We start from the raw sequence: 18,161 nt of genomic DNA, 5'->3' as shown, positions 1-18,161 counted from the left end.
TTATATTGCTTTGATTTTTTAGATTAAGCTTGAATTAATTGCGTCAACTCATCCACATAGTCCTGCATCGGGCGTGGGTTTTGATCACGACGGCTTTCAATATTTAAGCGTAATAATGGCTCAGTATTTGAAGCACGCACATTCAAACGCCATGCCCCAAAGTCAAGACTTACGCCATCGGTTTGGTCAATTGTTGGGTTTTGGCTGGCATAATGCTCAAAGATTTTTTGGATGGTGGCTTGAGTATCGGCTACTTTAAAGTTAATTTCGCCCGAACATGGGAACTTGGCAATCATTTCTTCGACCAGACTGGATAGTGATTGTCCTGTTTCAGACAATACCGAAACTACCAATAACCATGGAATCATGCCGCTGTCACAATAGGCGAAATCACGGAAATAGTGGTGTGCACTCATTTCACCGCCGTAAACGGCATTGTGCTCACGCATTACATCTTTAATAAAGGCATGTCCAGATTTAGATTGAATCGCTTCACCCTGATATTGCGCGACTACATCAAAGGTATTCCAGACCAAACGCGGGTCATGCACAATTTTTTCGCCTGCTTGTTTGAGTAAAAATGCCTGCGCCAATAAGCCAACAATATAATAGCCTTCAATAAATCGGCCTTTTTCATCGAATAGGAAACAGCGATCAAAGTCACCATCCCAAGCAATGCCCATGTCGGCTTGATGCTGCAATACGGCATCGCGGGTGCTATCACGGTTTTCCACTAAAATTGGGTTTGGGATGCCATTGGGGAAAGTACCATCGGCATCATTGTGAATTTTGACCAATTCAACGGGGATATTCAGGGCTTTGAATTTTTGCTCAATAGCATCGACCACATGTCCTGCAGCGCCATTGCCTGCATTCATGACCAGTTTCATAGGACGAATTTTGCTAGGCTCGATATAAGTCATTAAATGTTCAATAAATTCAGGCAAAATATTGTAGTTTTGGGTGCTGCCTTTGTGCTCAACTGGGGTAAATTCGCCTGATTCTGCCAAAGCCTGAATGTCTTTTAAACCTGTATCGGCACTAATCGGACGTGCATTTTCACGTACCAGTTTCATGCCGTTGTAGTTCATGGGGTTATGGCTAGCAGTCACTTCAATGCCACCTTGCACGTCTAAATGGAAAGCTGCGAAATAGACTTCTTCTGTACCTGTCATGCCTAAATCTAGCACATTGACCCCTGCATCATTTAACCCACGAATGGTGGCTTGCTTTAAGCTTTCGCTGCTGAGACGGATATCGCAGCCAATTGCAATGGTTTTGGGTTGGTAAATTTGTCCGTAAGCACGACCAATTTTATAGGCAATCTCTTCATTGAGTTCTGTGCCCAATTTTCCGCGAATGTCATAGGCTTTAAAACAAGTGAGTTTGCTCATGTATTATCCTGAATATTTGGAAAAGTCGTATTGCTGCCTATGATAATCGAACTATGTGCAATGTGCTGTACAGAATAGAAGATCAATTGCTTGAAGATGTTTCAGGTCATTAACCGTGTGTGGGGCTGTTGCAAGATGGAGCAGGTCAAAGACCATGGATGAGAAAAGGTGTTGTGATGGCAAGGGTGTTTTTTATTGAGTGAAGTTGGTTAAAATACGGCTCAGACTTATGTGTTCGATATGATTGAAGATGAAATTACAGAAAAGTACTTTAGAGCCAGAGCAGAAACTTTCTGCGGCACAGAAAAAATTTCAGAAATTATGCCAAAAAATTGAGCAGGAACAAGTACGTTTGAATGAATGGCAGACCGCACAAGCCGATATTCAGGCACGGGCCAGCCGAGAAATTTTACCAACCTATACGCAATTGCGTGAAATTATATTTCAGCAAATTCAACAATTGCTTCAGCAAAAACAACAAAAAATGACGGCAGCCCAACAAACTAAACTTGCTCAAAAAATTGAGCAACTCAGTTTACAGCTCTTAGATTCGCAGCAGATGTCTGCCGAACAAGTTCAGTTTTTAACAGAATTGCTGAATCATTATGGCTATGATTTTGAGCGGCCAGACTTAGATGATCTAGATGAGATGTTAGAGGCTAAAACTGAGTCTGAGTTCGCAGAAGAAAACTTTGAGCAAGGTGGCTTTGAAGATGATGCTTCTGAACAAGAACGACTAGCACAGCTCAAGTTGGACAGTTTGAAACATTTTCTCTGTGAAGAATATGACCTAGATCTAGATTTTTTTGATTTTCAACATGACCCATTAGATTTAGATGATTTTATAGAAAAATTTGAACAAAAAATGCAAGATCAAGAGGAGCTAGATTTTTTAAGTCAGTTGAGTGGTGCTCAAAAAGCTTTTGCCGAACAGCAAATTGCCCGTGAAAAAGCCAAAGCAGCAAAAAAACAGCAACAGCGTGAAGAAGCAAAGAAACTGGCAAATCAATCCATCAAAACGATTTACTTAAAAATTACAGCGTGGATTCACCCAGATCGTGAGCAAGATGAGCAGAAAAAACAAGAAAAAACCGCATTGATGCAGCAAGCCAATCAAGCTTATGAAGCCAATGATTTATTGACCTTGCTAAATTTGCAAATTCAGTTGGGTCAGCAGCACAATCTATCTTTCGCCAATCAACAATTAAAAGCGTATAACCTGCTTTTAGAAGAACAGTTAGAAACTTTACAAATGCAAGTAGATGACATTATTTACTCTTTTAATTGGAGTCAGTTTTTATATTCTAACCGTAAAATTAAAGTGCAAGATTTGTATCGAAAATATGAGCAAGACTATCGGCATGCCCAACAAAAATTAGCTCAAGCACAAGAGATACTGGAAAAATATCAAGACCTTAAACAATTAAAACAATTGATGCGCAGTCAATATGTGTGGGAAATGCATGCTGTGATGATGTAGACATACTGAGATTTGGGTCTGGACAAAAGCGAAGCTTGGGCTTGGAATATCTATGTCGGTAGACCATGCCCTCAGACTCCGTGATCAACATATTTTCACCCTATCGGGTGATGTTGGTGAAGGAGAGGTGAATTTTTTTAATAAAAAAAAGCCCCAGTCATTCAACTGAGGCTTTTAGAATCTGGAGCGGGAAACGAGACTCGAACTCGCGACCCCAACCTTGGCAAGGTTGTGCTCTACCAACTGAGCTATTCCCGCATGCGGTGTATAATACATTATGCAAAAATAGGGTCAATCCATTTATGCAAAAAATTAGCTTAATTGCATAAATAAACGACATTTTTTAGAACAACTGGCGATGAGATCGCCAAATTTGAGTAGAAAAACACGCTGTAACGGCACGAAGCACGAATGATTCTACCAAAGTGCTGAGAATTGTATAGAACGCAGTTATACTGCTAGGCAGCCTTTAAACCATTTTGGGAAATACAATCATGAGTTTAGAACAACAATTGTTACAACGCTTAGCTGCTTTAAATCCAAGTCATTTAGAAGTTGTGAATGAATCTGCAGGGCATGGCGGTTATTTCCCAGGAAAAGAATCCCATTTTAAAGTGGTGATGGTCAGTGATGCTTTTCAGGGCTTACGTTCGGTACAACGTCATCAAAAAATTTATGCCGCTGTAGGTGATTTACTTGCGCCAAATAAAATTCATGCGCTTGCGATTCATGCCTTTGTTGCCTCTGAGTGGCAAGGCCAAGATACGTCTAGCCCTGAATGTGCACATGCACCAAAAGATGTGTAAGGGAAGGCTATAGATGGAAAATTTATCAATGCTAAACAACATTCATGTTGCTGCAGTGGCTTTGTTGCTGTTGGTGATTGTGGTGCGTGCCATGACATTATTTAAAGGCACATTGAATCACTCTCCAAACCCTAAAGCATGGAAAGTCTTTGTGGCTTTACAGCATTCGGCACTCACGCTGATTGTGGTGACAGGAGTCATTGCCTTATTTCTGAAGGATTTTCAGGTCGAAGCTTGGTTTTATGCCAAAATTATTTTATTTTTTGTGATGCTTTCTTCTTTGATTAAAGCGTATAAAAAAGATGAGCGTATTTTGCTGGTGCAGCGCCGTGTTGGCTGGGGACTGGCCCTGATTGCTTTCATTGCCATTTTAGGTTTGGTTATGCTTAAACCAAGTTTTGGCTAGGGCAAGTTTAAGGATTGTTAGACACTATGCGCCAACAATCATAGCGGGTCGGTTAAACTGAACATATAACAAGAACTGAAGTCATTCAACGAGGGGCGACAATGCGCACACGTGTGGTGTTTAATCAGAAAGGTGGTGTTGGAAAGTCCAGTATTACCGTGAATTTGGCAGCAATCAGTGCTCATCAAGGGCTAAAAACACTGGTAATTGATCTCGACCCGCAAGCCAACTCCAGCCAATATTTACTGGGCGATGATGCGACCTATTCTGCCGATAAACCTGCGCTTGAACCCAATATTGAAAATTATTTTGAAGAGGTTTTGGGGGGTAATCAGTCCAAAGGTTTATTGGGCAATGCGCTAGGCTCTATTTTAAAAAACCGCAGCAAAGGTTTAGAAGCTTATGTGCATCAGTCACCGTTCAAGAATCTGGATGTGATTCCTGCTAGCCCACAATTGGGTGGTTTGGCACATGCCTTAGAATCTAAACATAAAATTTATAAACTACGTGATGCCCTGCAGCAATTGTCTGATCAATATGACCGTGTATTTATTGATACCCCACCTGCATTTAACTTTTTTACGCTCTCTGCCTTAATTGCGGCAGATCGGGTGCTCATCCCTTTTGACTGTGATGTGTTTTCTAAACGTGCCTTACAAAGCTTGATTGAAAATGTTTTGGAAACCCAAGATGATCATAATCCACATCTGGAAATTGAAGGGATTGTGGTGAATCAGTTTCAGGCGCAGGCCAAGTTGCCGCGTGAAGTGGTTCAGCAACTTAAAGATGAGGGATTGCCTGTCTTGAACAGCATGTTGCCGCCTTCAGTGTTGATGAAAGAATCACATCATAAAAATTTGCCATTAATTCATTTGGCAACAGATCATAAATTGACGCAGGCCTATCAATCGTTGTTCAATGAAATTGAGCAAGCGTGATACACAGAGGTGAACATGAAAACATTTGCAATCGGTCTTTTGGCGGTCAGTAGTGTGTTGTTAGGTGCGTGTGCGACTACAGTCAAGCCGATTTATGTGTCACCTACGCATTATCAGGCCTTGAATTGCCAGCAATTACAAAGTGAATATAACCGCATTCAACAATATATTGAAAGTGGTGTGCAGGCACCAAAACGTACAGGCGTTGGTGTCGGCGTGGGCTTAGGTAGTGGCTGGGGCAGCCGAGGTGGTTGGGGCATTGGACCAAGTGTTTCGGTGAATATGGGACAGTCATCCAATACCAAAAATACCGAATTAGCACGTTTATTGGGTGAGCAAGAAGCAATTGTGCAGGCTGCAAAATTTAAAGCCTGCCCGATTATAGTGAAGCTTAAACCTGCAACATCTTAAGAAAAAACACTGTGGTTGTGCCTATATGGCACAGCCATAGCTGAAAATTTTTTAGCAAAATGTTTCAGAGCTTCCCTAAAATGAAACATATAAAAACAAAAACTTAGATTGAATTGTCGTTATATTTATACGCTTTGGTCAGTATTGGCGTATTAGAAAAACTTGTCTTTTTTTATGGCTTTCATATAAGGTGTGCTCCTGTTTGACTGGCGTACTTTGGTGTTTATGATTGAAAGTTGGTGGTTTGTCTTGGCCATGATCGCGGTCTTGATGATTCCTGGACCGACCAATGCATTATTGGCGAGTTCAGCGCATCAACAGGGCATTGCGAAAACCAGTATGCTGATTCCTGCAGAATTATTTGGCTATGCTTATGCAATTAGCTTATGGGCTCTGCTGATTCATTTAAGTGCCCCAATCTGGCCGTATTTTATTGATATTTTGCATATTTTGAGTGCGGGCTATGTATTTTGGATGGCCTTTCATTTATGGAAGCAGTCGCATTTAGAGCAGCACAGTCAGAAGCATCCAACCATTCGCCCTGCGCAATTATTTTTCTCAACTTTTAAAAATCCAAAGGCTTTGTTATTTGCTGCAGGTATTTTCCCTGTAGAAACTTGGAATAACCCGACCAATGTAGCTGTGGTCTATGTGCTATTTAGTTTGGTGTTGTTGCCTACCGCATTATTTTGGATGTCATTTGGACGGGTGATTTTGGCCAGAGAAACTAAAAAAGTCACAGCCGATTTGCTCTATAAAGGTTCGGCCTTACTTTTAGTGGTATGTATGTTGCCTGTGGTAGCACGGTTTTTTTAAAGGCACAAATATAGAATCGACGTAAAGATCAAACCAAGGATGCGCAGCGCATCCTTATAGGTCGAGTATTCAACACTTGAATTTTTCCAATAGCATACACTTAAGCAGGCTTTTTCTTGAGTTTTTGGCGAATAAAACCAATCACCCCTGGCAAAACACTCAGAATAATAATACCGAAAATTAAATAGGTGAAATTATCTTTCACAATTGGCATATTTCCAAATAAGTAGCCTAGGGTAATAAACGAAGCAATCCAACAAAATGCCCCAACCACGTTATAGGTCAGAAAGTATTTATAATTCATGCTACCTGCACCCGCCACAAAGGGTGCAAAGGTACGTGCAAAAGGCACAAAGCGGGCAAAAATAATGGTTTTACCCCCATGACGTTCAAAAAACTTTTGAGTTTCGATCAAATGCTTTTTATTAATAAAACGTGATTCAAGCTCGAAAACCCGTGGGCCAATATATTTACCAATATGATAATTCAGGGTATCGCCCAGCACTGCGGCTATGAATAGTAAAACCCCGAGTAACCAAGGATCCATCACACCTGTTGAAGCAGCGAGTGCACCTGCTGCAAAAAGTAAACTGTCGCCTGGTAAAAACGGCATGACCACCAAGCCTGTTTCTACAAAAATAATCAGGAATAAAATGGCGTAAATCCATACCCCATATTGGGTGATGAATTCGAGCAAATGTTCATCGACGTGTAATATAAAATCAATCAGTTCCATGGGGAAAAACAAGCGAAAGTGTGCTCAAATCCTAGCAGTCCACAGGCGGAAAGTCAGTATGAAAAGGTAAATAATTTTCACAGCAATTTTAGGGATGCCAGACCAGCCACATCGGTTCTTTTTCGTTGCATAGATGCAACAACATGTCTTTTAAATGCGTATTTATCCTGAATTTTGGAAAAACTAAGATGTATTTGTCTTCAAGAATGAATCAAAAATATAGGTGATCTGATGTTTAATCCAAATGTTGTGTTAAAAAGTGTGGTCGAAAAAGCCAGTGTGCAAGCCATTGTAAGTTTATTTTCACGTGCTTTTTTAGCGTATTTATTTATTGTATCTGGTTGGGGCAAAATTGCAGGCTATGATGCGACAGTGGGCTATATGCAAGCTATGGGTGTTTCAGGTTCACTGCTACCTTTGGTGATTTTGCTAGAACTTGGTGGTGGTTTGGCTGGCGGTTTCTTCTACATCATGCTTTACGGTGCAGGCAAAATAAGTCTAGACCATCTTTTGGAAGCAAAAAAGTAAGTCATTGATTTCCACATCAGCTCAACAATTTAAGCAATCTTCAAGAAGGTTGCTTTTTTTATGCTATAGGAAATGCATAGTCTTTTAAAACTTAGAGTATGTGGTCACTGCAATATCACGAAGAAAAATAGCCATTTTTAGGATTGTCTGAATAGTGTGCGCAAGGCGTGGAAAAATGCTAGAATAGCGCGCTTAATTCGTTTGCCTTTCTATAGTTGTTTGTCATGACTACCAATACTCAAATTACTGAAGATCGTATCCTGATTCTGGATTTCGGTTCGCAATATAGCCAGCTGATCGCACGTCGTGTTCGTGAAGCGGGTGTATATTCTGAAATGTATGCCTACGATATGTCGGAAGAAGACATTCGTGCATTTAATCCAAACGGTATTATCTTATCGGGTGGACCTGAAAGTGTTCACCAAGCGGGTAGTCCACGCGCACCTGAAATTGTATTTAACTTAGGCGTACCTGTACTGGGTATCTGCTATGGCCTACAAACCATGTCAGAACAACTGGGCGGTAAGGTTGAAGCAGGTTCAGTGCATGAATTCGGTTATGCCGAAGTCGATATTTTGGTACGTGACAAACTGATTGGTAACTTGCAAGACCGTGAAAACCAATTGCACGTTTGGATGAGCCATGGCGATAAAGTGGCACGTATTCCAGAAGGCTTCCAAATTACGGCAAGCACACCAAGCTGCCCTGTGGCGATGATTTCTGATGAAACACGCCGTTTCTATGGTATTCAATTCCACCCAGAAGTAACGCACACGGCTAAAGGTGCAGAATTACTGTCTAACTTCGTACATCAAATTTGTGGCTGCCGTGGTTTGTGGACACCAGAACACATCATCGACTTGCGTGTAGAACAATTACGTCAGCAAATTGGCAATGAAAAAGTATTACTTGGCTTATCGGGTGGTGTCGATTCATCTGTAGTTGCTGCCTTATTGCACCGTGCCATTGGCGATCAATTAACGTGTGTATTTGTAGACAACGGTTTGTTGCGCTTGAACGAAGGCGATCAAGTGATGCAAATGTTTGCAGAAAACATGGGGATTCGCGTAATTCGTGCCGACGCTGAACAGCGTTTCTTAGGTGCATTGGCTGGTGAAGTTGATCCAGAGAAAAAACGTAAAATCATTGGTCGTGAATTTATTGAAGTTTTTGCTGAAGAAGCACGTAAGCTTGATGGTGTAAAATTCTTGGCACAAGGTACGATTTACCCAGACGTGATTGAATCTGCTGCCAGCAAACAAGGCAAAGCGCATGTGATTAAATCACACCACAACGTGGGCGGTTTACCAGAAGATTTAGCTTTTGAATTGGTTGAGCCATTACGTGACTTGTTTAAAGATGAAGTTCGTAAACTTGGCACTACTTTAGGCTTGCCACACAGCATGATTTACCGCCATCCATTCCCAGGTCCAGGTTTGGGCGTGCGTATTTTGGGTGAAGTGAAAAAAGAATATGCAGACATTTTACGTCTAGCCGATGACATTTTCATGCAGGAATTACGTGCAAGTGGTTGGTATGACAAAACAGCTCAAGCATTTGCCGTATTCCAACCTGTAAAATCTGTTGGTGTCGTAGGTGATGGCCGTCGTTATGCATGGGTAATCGCACTACGTGCCGTAGAAACAGTGGACTTTATGACCGCACGTTTCGCACACTTGCCGTATGACTTGGTGGATCGTATTTCAACGCGCATTATGAATGAAATTGCAGAAGTTTCACGTGTGGTTTATGACGTATCATCTAAACCACCTGCAACCATTGAATGGGAGTAATTCAGGGATTTCACGAAGCACTGCTTCGTGCCTGAATTACGCCAAGCGCTATGCGCGCGGCAGCTAGGGGTTTCAAGCAGCACTGCTGCTTGCCAGTTTTACGACATGAGCCTATTTTAAAGCACAGATTTTAAAATGGGTGCAAGATGCTTGCGGCAGCTAGGTTTTCCTCTTACACATAAAAAAGAGCACTTCATGTGCTCTTTTTTTATGTATGCTAAACAATCCAAGATTTAATTTCTTTTTTTACTGTAGATTTAGGGGGCTCAGGCATCCCCACATCAAAGCTGATGACACAATTTCGTCCGCGCTGTTTGGCTTGATATAAGGCCAAATCGGCTTCTTTAATCAGGGTCTGCAAGTCGGTTTGTTGTGGTTTTAAACTCGACACGCCAATGGAGACAGTGAAATTAAAACATTTTTTATCAATGCACATTTCATGCTGAGCAATTTTTTGTCTTAAGCGCTCCGAAATCATCAATGCTTCATCTAAGCTGGTTTCACTAAGCAGTGCAATAAACTCTTCACCGCCAAAGCGTGCCAAAATATCCTTGCGGCGCATTTCTTTACGGGCAATGTCTGCAATATTTTGTAAGACTCGATCTCCAATATCGTGCCCATAGGTATCGTTAATTTGTTTAAAAAAGTCGACATCAAACATCAACAAGCAGACCGATTCAGATTTAGGCCATGCATGAATTTTGTGTTCTGCCATGTGTACAAACTGACGTCGGTTATTGAGTTGGGTCAGTTCATCGGTATGCGCCAAGGCTTGCAAGGTATGAAAATTCCAGTCATCCAGCAAACTGCGTAAAAAGTGATGGCGGGCATTTAGGGTATTGATCCAGCTGATATACAAACTCAACAAACATACAGGGATATACATCACCATAAAAACTAAGGCATCCTGCAAGTTGGTGAGGGAAATCACCCCAAAAAACATGAGTACGCTCATGACCAATGAATTATAGACCGCAGGGCGGAAACGCACTTGAATACACAGATTGGCCATGAGTACAAAAATGACCGAGGCATAAACATAAGTGGAAATCCAAGGGCTTTGTGATTGCGACAGGATATAGAACCAAATACCGCAGCACAGTGTGGCGCTGACCGGTAAAATTAAATCCAGCAGGCGAATATCTTTGATCAATTTAAAGCAGAAATAATTGCCAATCAGCGCCAATACAACAGCACTGAGACGGAGTGTGGCCGAGAGCGTAGTGACATCTGGAATGATGAAATAATCGATAAAGAAATACAGCAGGAACGTCATTTGCCCAATGTAATTGACTTGGCGTAAATAACGACGCTGATGTAAATTTTGGTGTTGATAAAAATGTGTTTCAAATTGTGGTGGAAGTTGCGCAGCAGGGTGCTGCAATGCTTTTTCAATTGCTTGTCGGTTTTCAAGATCACACTCAGTTGTTTTTAAAAGTTTTTCTGAGGCTTCCTGATTGCTTAAAATCTTCGAACGGGTCTGTTCCCCCATTCGAGCTTTTACAGACATAGCGATATTTACTCAAATTGACAACTTATAGTTAGGATTATGCGCAAAATGCAGAAAAAATAACCTCCCTAAATTTGGGTATTTTCTCTATTTTTTTTAAATTTTGGTCAAAATTATGCCATATATTTTAAGGTGTAGTTCAAGTTTGGACCATAAAAATCAGAACAACAAATTTCATCTTGCTCTTCGTTAGTGATTTAGCGTATTTAATAGTCAAGGAATTTACAGAAATATAAGAGGTATAGAATGAGCAATAGCAATTATACCGAGCTTTCCAATTCAGACGATTGTGATAAGTACGTCAAGCAATTTATACAGGAATTTCCACTGCGTAGTGCTGAAATTGGGCAGGGAACTTTAATTAAACGTGCTTTACCGAGTCGGCATAAACGCATGATTGGGGCATGGTGTTTTCTAGATCACGCAGGTCCTGTTAATTTTCCACAAGGTGAAGGCTTAGATGTTGGGCCGCATCCGCATATAGGTTTGCAAACATTCACCTGGATGATTGAAGGCAGCATTATGCATACCGACAGCTTGGGTACTAAGCAATTGATTCGTCCCAAACAGGTTAATTTAATGACTGCAGGTTATGGTATTTCACATACCGAAGTTGCTCCTGACACCGAAACACACATGCATACAGCGCAATTGTGGATTGCTTTACCTGATGATCAGCGCAATATGGCGCCACGTTTTGATCATTACCCTGACTTGCCTGTGGTTCAGCAAGATGGAGTGGAATTTACCATTTTAGTCGGTGAGTTTTTAAATACCACTTCGCCAGTATTGGTACATAGTGAGTTGCTAGGGGTAGATATTTATAGTGAAACCAGCACGACAACCCGTTTGCCGCTGAATCCTAAGTTTGAATATGGTTTGATGATGTTGGAAGGCACAGCCACTGTGCATGGGCATGAATTAAACGATGAAAATATGCTGGTGCTTGAACCGGGCTTAACCGAAATTCAGCTAGATTTACATGCGGGTGCGCGTCTGTTGCTATTGGGCGGATTACCTTTTGAGTCGCCAATTTTGTTGTGGTGGAATCTCGTCGGTCGTACCCAAGAAGAGTTAAGCATTGCACGTGAGCAATGGATCAATCATGATCCTCGTTTTGGCACAATACCAGACTACGATGGACCACGTTTAGAAGCACCGACTTTCCCCGCAAAAATGCGTGCATCAAAATAAATGATGGAATATCAATCTATAGGGAGTGGATTGAACGCCATGTGCAAACTGAAGTGGTATTGGATGTAGAATTACAGCAAAAAGTACTGAATATCTGTCAAAAAACACCAGTGACTAAAACCTTGTTACGCAGTGTGGAAATTCGTACTGAATTGGGTTAAACCTAGAGTTGAATCTGTCTCTTATAAAAAGGCATACAGGCCATGCCTTTTTATAATGTTGCGTGAAACAGAAGATATAACAATCACTTAAAACAGATGTAATAAAAACAAAATAGGACGTTTATGATTACTTTACACCACCTTGATCAATCCCGCTCGTTCCGCATTTTGTGGGCGCTCGAAGAGCTGGGTTTGGACTATGAAATCAAGTTTTACCACCGTCAGCCCAATTTAAGTGCGCCCAATGAGTTGAAGCTGATTCACCCATTGGGTAAAGCACCAATTTTAACTGATGCAGAGCAGACCATTGCAGAATCTGCAGTAATTTTGGAGTACTTGCAGCAGCATTATGATACGCAAAGGCAGTTTAAACCGCATCAGGCTTCAGCACAGCAAGCCTATCAATACTGGATGCATTATGCCGAAGGTTCATTAATGCCATTGTTAGTGATGCAGTTGGTGATGACCAATGTGCCGCAGCATGTGCCATGGTTAGTTCGACCAATGGCGCAAAAAATTACTGCAGGTGTTAAAACAGGATTTATTCAGCCTCGTTTAAAAGATCATATTGCTTATTTAGAAGATTATTTGGGCAAACATGATTATTTTGCAGGGGATTTTTCTTTTGCCGATATTCAAATGGGTTTCCCGCTTCAAGCATTGCAAAGCCGTACAGGACATCATTATCCACAGATTGCGGCTTATTTGGCGCGTGTGGAACAGCGTCCTGCATTTCAGCGTGCACGCGAACGTGAGCAGCAGTTAATATAAATCTGGCAATGATTCTTGTGAGCATATCGTTATCCAGACCTAAAAAAAGATGCCGTGGCATCTTTTTTTTTAATTGATTTTGGTCGATTGATAACAACGAGGCTCAGCGTTTTACGACAATTGAATCAATGCCGCTATGCTGTAAAGTTTGCTGAGCAATTACCGCAGCATCGGCTGAATCATAAGGGCCTGAAATCACTCGATACCAAGTTTCACCAGCTTCTACACTTTTCACCACATCTGCCGATAAACCATTCAAAATAATTTCGGCACGACGTGCATCTGCAGCATCTGGGTCGGTATAACTACGCACTTGTAGAATATAGCTGGCTTGTACCACAGGGGCTGGCATTTCTGTCAGACCAACATTGGCTTCGCTGGCCGCTGGAGCCTCTACAGCAGCAGGTGCTTCAACAATGACTACGGTATTCTGTTGCTGTGTTTCAGGCACTGCTTGCTCAGGAATTGGCGTAACCTGTTGCTGTGGCAGCAAATCATAAAAACGATAGTCTTTGTTGGTATCTTCCTGATAATGCTCAGAATTGATTTGCCCTTTAGGCTGCACAGGTGCCCACGGTTTCCATAGCATTAAGGCTACAGCAAAACACAACACGATTAAAATCACCACGAGCGTGCCTAACCACGTTGGAATTAGTGGTTTTTTAGGCTTATTCGGTCGCTCAGATACACCGCGTTGCGTTTTTCCAAACACGTGGACTTCCTCTTGTTATGCTTTTATTGGGCTTTTACATTGTTTCTGGTGCAGAGACACCTAATAATTCTAAACCATTACGCAAGACTTGTTGTATGTTTACTGAAAGCAATAAGCGTGCTTGGGTCAAGGCTGCATCATCATTCAGAACTTTATGTTCATTGTACCAACCGTGGAACAATGCTGCTAATTCTTTCAAATAGTTACCTACCTGATGCGGTTCATGGCTGTTGGCAGCACGCACTAAAATTTCAGGATACGCAGCCAGTTTGGCTAAAATTTCAGTTTCAGCATCTAGCTCAAGTTTAGCGGCAAACTGACGTGCAGTCGTCGCATCAAAATTCAATTGCGTAGCAGCAGCTTTTTCGAGCATACGACAAATACGTGCATGTGCATATTGAATATAGTAGACCGCATTGTCTTTACTTTGTGAAACGGCCAAATCTAGGTCAAAGTCAATGTGCTGTTCAGATTTGCGCATGACATAATAGAAACGCGCAGCATCGTTGCCAACTTCTTTACGCAAATCACGTAAGGTCACGTACTGACCTGAACGAGATGACATTTGTACCATTTCACCGCCACGCCATAAGCTCACGAACTGCACTAATAGTACCGTTAATTTTTTCGAGTCGTAGCCTAGTGCATCAATGGCCGCTTTCACACGTGAAATATAACCGTGGTGATCTGAACCCCAAATATCAATTAGGTCTGTGTAGCCACGTTGTAATTTATTCAGGTGATAAGCAATGTCTGAAGCAAAGTAAGTGGTTTGACCATTACGACGTTTCACCACACGGTCTTTTTCATCGCCAAATGCGGTCGATTTAAACCAGATATTGCCGTCTTGTTCGTATAGATAACCACGTTGATCTAGTGTTTGTAGGGCTTCATCAATTTTTTCAGTCAATGACGCTTCACTAAACCATTGGTTAAAGGTGACGCCAAACTCGCCCAAGTCATCTTTAATGTCGGCCAAAATAGCATTTAGCGCAGCTTGATGGAACACGCGATAATCGTCGCCCAAGAGCGTTTGTGAATTGAAAATCAAACCATCAATGTGTTTTTCTTTGTCGCCCGACAAGACCACTTTGTTGCCATCGGCATCGAGTTCTGCCGCATATTGCACATCTTCCGGCACATTGTTATATACATCTGCAACAGGGCGTACATGGCGTTCACCATCCTGTTTTAAAATGCTTTGTGCGATGTCTTTAACGTAGTCACCCTGATACGCATTTTTTGGGAACACCAGCGTTTGACCTGCTAATTCCAAATAACGCAAGTAAGTTGACGTCGCCAAAATATCCATTTGACGGCCAGCATCATTGACATAGTATTCACGGTCAACTTTGGCACCTGTGGCTTCAAGTAAATTGGCAACTGTCATACCATAAGCCGCACCACGACCATGACCCACGTGCAGGCTTGAGGTTGGGTTGGCAGAAACGAACTCGACCTGAATGCGTTTTTCTGCATTGATTTGGCTGCGTCCAAATTGTTGTTTTTGTGCTTGAATTTGGTCTAAAACGCTAAAACGCTGGTCGGCATTTAAAAAGAAGTTAATAAAACCAGGACCTGCAATCTCTGCTTTGCTGATGTCTGCAACTTCAGGCAAAGCAGCAAGAATTTTTTCGGCTAAATCGCGTGGCTTCATGCCTGCAGCTTTAGAGGCAATCATGGCAATATTTGATGCGAAATCACCGTGGCTGCGGTCTTTGGTACGGGTTAAATTACTCGTATTGTTCCAGTCAGATGGGAGTACACCTTCAGCTTGAAGGGATTGCACTGCATGATCGAGCGCTGCTTGTATTGCCGTATTCATATTTAGTCGAAAAATAGATGTGCAGAAAAACGCTAAATATAGCAAATTTCAGGGGCTTTAGGGGAGTGCAATTGTATGCTTTATCGAATTTCAGCGATTGTAGCTAAGCATGAACAAATTGCCTGAAAAATCATCCTTTAAGCAAGCAATTCATGGCATAGTATGCGGCATTCAGTGAGGCGAAAAGGCTGGAGCATGAAACAACGTGCAATGATTTTTGGCAATGTACCCAAATTACCCATGAAATGGGCCACGGTGGTGATGCCTTTCTTTTTATCATGTCTGATGAGTGGCATCATTTCGTTGATTAACATGGTCCGAAATTTGGGCTGGATTGAGGGATTTTTTACCCTGTGGTTGCATAACTGGATGATTTCTTGGGCGTTTGCTTTTCCAGTCGTATTATGTGTGCTGCCTTTGGTGCGTAAGTTCACTGGCTTAATTGTAGATATGACGCCACTGCAACCACCCAAATAAATGAGGTTCGATGCCTAGATAACATGGGCTATCAGAAATAAAAATCATTCAGATTTGGTTATCAAACTTCTAAATGCCCTATTTGCTGCAATTCGGGCTAAGCTAGTCAGATGTCAGATGGTGCATCTCAATCCATGCGCCATCAGCAACCGATTAGAATGAGATGAACAATGACAACCGCAAATTTGCAGCAGAAACGTCCTTTATATATTCCCTATGCGGGCAACGGCCTTTTAGAATTACCTTTATTAAATAAAGGTTCTGCATTTTCAGAAGAAGAACGCACCCGTTTTAACTTGCATGGCTTAATTCCACATGCAATTGAAAATATTGAAGAACAAAGCCAGCGTTCGTATCAGCAATATTCTGCTTTTAGCGATGCCATCAACAAGCATATTTATTTGCGCAACATTCAGGACACCAATGAAACCCTGTTTTATCACCTGATTGAACAGCATTTGAGTGAAATGATGCCTATTATTTACACCCCAACTGTGGGCGAGGCATGTCAGCGTTTTTCCGATATTTACCGCCGTCATCGGGGTATTTTTATTTCCTATCCAGACCGTGCCCATATTGATGATATTGTGCAGAACATCAATAAAAAGAATGTCAAAGTGATTGTGATTACCGATGGTGAGCGTATTTTAGGCTTGGGTGATCAGGGCATTGGCGGCATGGGTATTCCAATTGGGAAACTGTCTTTATATACAGCATGTGGTGGTATTAGCCCTGCCTATACCTTGCCCATTACCTTAGATGTCGGCACCAATAACCCACAATTACTGAATGATCCGATCTATATGGGCTGGAATCAGCCACGTATTAGTGGTGAGGAATACTATCAATTTGTCGATCAGGTGATTGATGCGGTGAAACGCCGTTGGCCAAAGGCATTGATTCAGTTTGAAGATTTTGCTCAGAAAAATGCCATGCCCTTGCTGAATAAATATCGTGATCAGATTTGCTGTTTTAATGATGATATTCAGGGCACAGCTGCCGTATCTGTGGGCAGTTTAATTGCTGCATCACGTGCGGCAGGCAAGCAGCTGAAAGATCAAACCATTGCCTTTTTGGGCGCGGGTTCTGCAGGATGTGGTATTGCCGAGCAAATTGTGGCGCAAATGGTGGTGGAAGGCTTGAGCGATGCTGAAGCACGTGCCCGTGTGTATATGGTGGATCGTTTTGGTTTATTCACCAGCAATCAGCCAAACTTACTCGATTTCCAACGTAAATTGGCACAAAGTCCTGAACGTGTTGCACATTGGGACAATCCTGAAGGTGTGATTTCGCTGTTGGACGTCATTCAAAACGCCAAGCCAACGGTATTGATTGGGGTTTCGGGGCAACCGGGTTTATTTACTGAAGAGGTGATTAAAACCTTGGCTGCCAATTGCGAGCGTCCAATTGTGTTGCCATTGTCAAATCCAACCTCACAAGTTGAAGCATTTCCTGCCGATATTTTGGAGTGGACTGAAGGCAAGGCCTTAATTGCAACAGGTAGCCCATTTGAGCCAGTGAACTATCAGGGCAAACTTTATAATATTTCCCAATGCAATAACTCGTATATTTTCCCAGGTATAGGCTTAGGAGTAATCGCTGCAGGGGCTACACGTGTGACAGACAGTATGCTGATTGCGTCAAGTAATGCGCTGGCGGACTGCTCACCATTGTTGCAGGATCCAAACGCAGATTTATTGCCTGATTTAAATGAAATTCAGCAGGTGTCTAAATTTATTGCATTTAGAGTCGCAAAAGCAGCAATGGATGCAGGCGTTGCAGCTGTCATGAGTGATGAGGCATTACGAGAGGCAATAGAAGCAAACTTTTGGAAGCCTGCTTACCGTGACTATAAGCGAGTAACTTTTTAAGGCACATTATTTGATTTTACTGTCTAAATTGGCAGATAGACGAACCAACAAGGCGTGCCATTGGCACGCCTTGTTTTTTAATGCAATGCTCAACAAACCCTAGGCAATATAATTCTGTTTTGGATTTAAATCGGCACAATTTAATGGATTTAAAGCACATTGTAATTCATCAATTTGTTGCTGGCTGACATAGCCTTGCCCAATTAAGTATTTGGCCACACGGTCATCTGTTCCTTAAAATGTAGTCAAACATACTCAAGGACTAATTCGCACTCTGTTAATGTCTTGTTGCCAAGCGTGTAACTAGAGCCTGAGTCGGTCAGTTCCGACTT

Annotated in this window: 17 protein-coding genes, 1 tRNA gene and 1 pseudogene; 13 read left to right on the top strand and 6 right to left on the bottom strand. The window is 41.9% G+C overall.

The genetic code is table 11. The features are described 5' to 3' along the window. Nucleotides 1–23 precede the first annotated feature (23 nt). Nucleotides 24–1,394, bottom strand: coding sequence for a phosphomannomutase CpsG (locus HHA41_RS06220; RefSeq protein ID WP_168460984.1), 1,371 nt, complete (start codon nt 1,392–1,394; stop codon nt 24–26). A 250-nt stretch (nt 1,395–1,644) separates the two neighbouring features. On the opposite strand from HHA41_RS06220, the gene HHA41_RS06215 reads away from it, so the two are divergent. Then, the gene (locus tag HHA41_RS06215; protein ID WP_168460982.1) at nt 1,645–2,874 is read left to right on the top strand and encodes a hypothetical protein; all 1,230 of its coding nucleotides are present in this window, start codon (nt 1,645–1,647) and stop codon (nt 2,872–2,874) included. 182 nt (nt 2,875–3,056) lie between these two features. Here the strand turns inward: HHA41_RS06215 and HHA41_RS06210 are convergent. Further along, nucleotides 3,057–3,132, bottom strand: a tRNA-Gly gene (locus HHA41_RS06210). Between the two features lie 236 nt (nt 3,133–3,368). Here HHA41_RS06210 and HHA41_RS06205 point away from each other — a divergent pair. The 5 genes from HHA41_RS06205 to HHA41_RS06185 all read left to right on the top strand — a co-directional run bounded on the left by HHA41_RS06205 (nt 3,369) and on the right by HHA41_RS06185 (nt 6,251). Then, nucleotides 3,369–3,680 carry a BolA family protein gene (locus HHA41_RS06205; protein ID WP_168418968.1) on the top strand — a complete coding sequence of 104 codons (312 nt, stop codon included), beginning with the start codon at nt 3,369–3,371 and terminating at the stop codon, nt 3,678–3,680. A gap of 13 nt (nt 3,681–3,693) precedes the next feature. After that, a complete protein-coding gene (locus HHA41_RS06200) occupies nt 3,694–4,086 on the top strand; it encodes a SirB2 family protein (protein WP_104852855.1) in 393 nt (130 codons plus the stop codon). A 101-nt stretch (nt 4,087–4,187) separates the two neighbouring features. Further along, nucleotides 4,188–5,024, top strand: coding sequence for a ParA family protein (locus HHA41_RS06195; protein WP_168460980.1), 837 nt, complete (start codon nt 4,188–4,190; stop codon nt 5,022–5,024). 15 nt (nt 5,025–5,039) lie between these two features. After that, nucleotides 5,040–5,435 carry a hypothetical protein gene (locus HHA41_RS06190; RefSeq protein ID WP_168460978.1) on the top strand — a complete coding sequence of 132 codons (396 nt, stop codon included), beginning with the start codon at nt 5,040–5,042 and terminating at the stop codon, nt 5,433–5,435. A gap of 225 nt (nt 5,436–5,660) precedes the next feature. Then, nucleotides 5,661–6,251 carry a LysE family transporter gene (locus HHA41_RS06185; protein ID WP_168418964.1) on the top strand — a complete coding sequence of 197 codons (591 nt, stop codon included), beginning with the start codon at nt 5,661–5,663 and terminating at the stop codon, nt 6,249–6,251. A gap of 100 nt (nt 6,252–6,351) precedes the next feature. Here HHA41_RS06185 and HHA41_RS06180 read toward each other — a convergent pair whose 3' ends face one another. Next, nucleotides 6,352–6,987, bottom strand: coding sequence for a DedA family protein (locus tag HHA41_RS06180; protein ID WP_168418963.1), 636 nt, complete (start codon nt 6,985–6,987; stop codon nt 6,352–6,354). Nucleotides 6,988–7,218: 231 nt separating this feature from the next. Here HHA41_RS06180 and HHA41_RS06175 point away from each other — a divergent pair, with 231 nt between their 5' ends. Together HHA41_RS06175 and guaA are read left to right on the top strand one after the other, a co-directional pair. Then, nucleotides 7,219–7,515: a DoxX family membrane protein gene (locus HHA41_RS06175; RefSeq protein WP_168460975.1), complete on the top strand. Its 297-nt coding sequence runs from the start codon at nt 7,219–7,221 to the stop codon at nt 7,513–7,515. 224 nt (nt 7,516–7,739) lie between these two features. After that, on the top strand, nt 7,740–9,308 hold the full coding sequence (gene guaA, locus HHA41_RS06170; RefSeq protein WP_004970232.1) for a glutamine-hydrolyzing GMP synthase: 1,569 nt from the start codon (nt 7,740–7,742) through the stop codon (nt 9,306–9,308). 217 nt (nt 9,309–9,525) lie between these two features. Here guaA and HHA41_RS06165 read toward each other — a convergent pair whose 3' ends face one another. After that, nucleotides 9,526–10,818 carry a GGDEF domain-containing protein gene (locus HHA41_RS06165; RefSeq protein ID WP_171458217.1) on the bottom strand — a complete coding sequence of 431 codons (1,293 nt, stop codon included), beginning with the start codon at nt 10,816–10,818 and terminating at the stop codon, nt 9,526–9,528. Nucleotides 10,819–11,064: 246 nt separating this feature from the next. Between HHA41_RS06165 and HHA41_RS06160 the strand changes: the two genes are divergently transcribed. The 3 genes and pseudogenes from HHA41_RS06160 to HHA41_RS06150 all read left to right on the top strand — a co-directional run bounded on the left by HHA41_RS06160 (nt 11,065) and on the right by HHA41_RS06150 (nt 12,944). After that, nucleotides 11,065–12,012 (top strand): pirin family protein, encoded by a 948-nt coding sequence (locus HHA41_RS06160; protein WP_096902217.1) that lies wholly within the window; start codon nt 11,065–11,067, stop codon nt 12,010–12,012. 20 nt (nt 12,013–12,032) lie between these two features. Next, nucleotides 12,033–12,173 (top strand): annotated as a pseudogene (locus tag HHA41_RS13115) (OsmC family peroxiredoxin); the annotation flags it as partial. 123 nt (nt 12,174–12,296) lie between these two features. Further along, nucleotides 12,297–12,944, top strand: a complete 648-nt coding sequence (locus HHA41_RS06150) for a glutathione S-transferase (protein WP_168460973.1) — start codon at nt 12,297–12,299, stop codon at nt 12,942–12,944. A gap of 103 nt (nt 12,945–13,047) precedes the next feature. Here HHA41_RS06150 and HHA41_RS06145 read toward each other — a convergent pair whose 3' ends face one another. Next, nucleotides 13,048–13,656 (bottom strand): SPOR domain-containing protein, encoded by a 609-nt coding sequence (locus HHA41_RS06145; protein WP_104852865.1) that lies wholly within the window; start codon nt 13,654–13,656, stop codon nt 13,048–13,050. A gap of 34 nt (nt 13,657–13,690) precedes the next feature. Next, a complete protein-coding gene (gene argS / locus HHA41_RS06140) occupies nt 13,691–15,481 on the bottom strand; it encodes an arginine--tRNA ligase (protein ID WP_168460971.1) in 1,791 nt (596 codons plus the stop codon). A gap of 195 nt (nt 15,482–15,676) precedes the next feature. Between argS and HHA41_RS06135 the strand changes: the two genes are divergently transcribed. Together HHA41_RS06135 and HHA41_RS06130 are read left to right on the top strand one after the other, a co-directional pair. Next, on the top strand, nt 15,677–15,958 hold the full coding sequence (locus HHA41_RS06135) for a DUF2798 domain-containing protein (RefSeq protein WP_168418956.1): 282 nt from the start codon (nt 15,677–15,679) through the stop codon (nt 15,956–15,958). A 170-nt stretch (nt 15,959–16,128) separates the two neighbouring features. Then, nucleotides 16,129–17,829, top strand: a complete 1,701-nt coding sequence (locus tag HHA41_RS06130; protein ID WP_168460970.1) for an NAD-dependent malic enzyme — start codon at nt 16,129–16,131, stop codon at nt 17,827–17,829. Nucleotides 17,830–18,161 lie beyond the last annotated feature (332 nt).

The organism is Acinetobacter sp. A1, assembly GCF_012371315.1.
Lineage (GTDB): Bacteria > Pseudomonadota > Gammaproteobacteria > Pseudomonadales > Moraxellaceae > Acinetobacter.
This window is presented reverse-complemented; position numbering and strand designations above follow the sequence as displayed.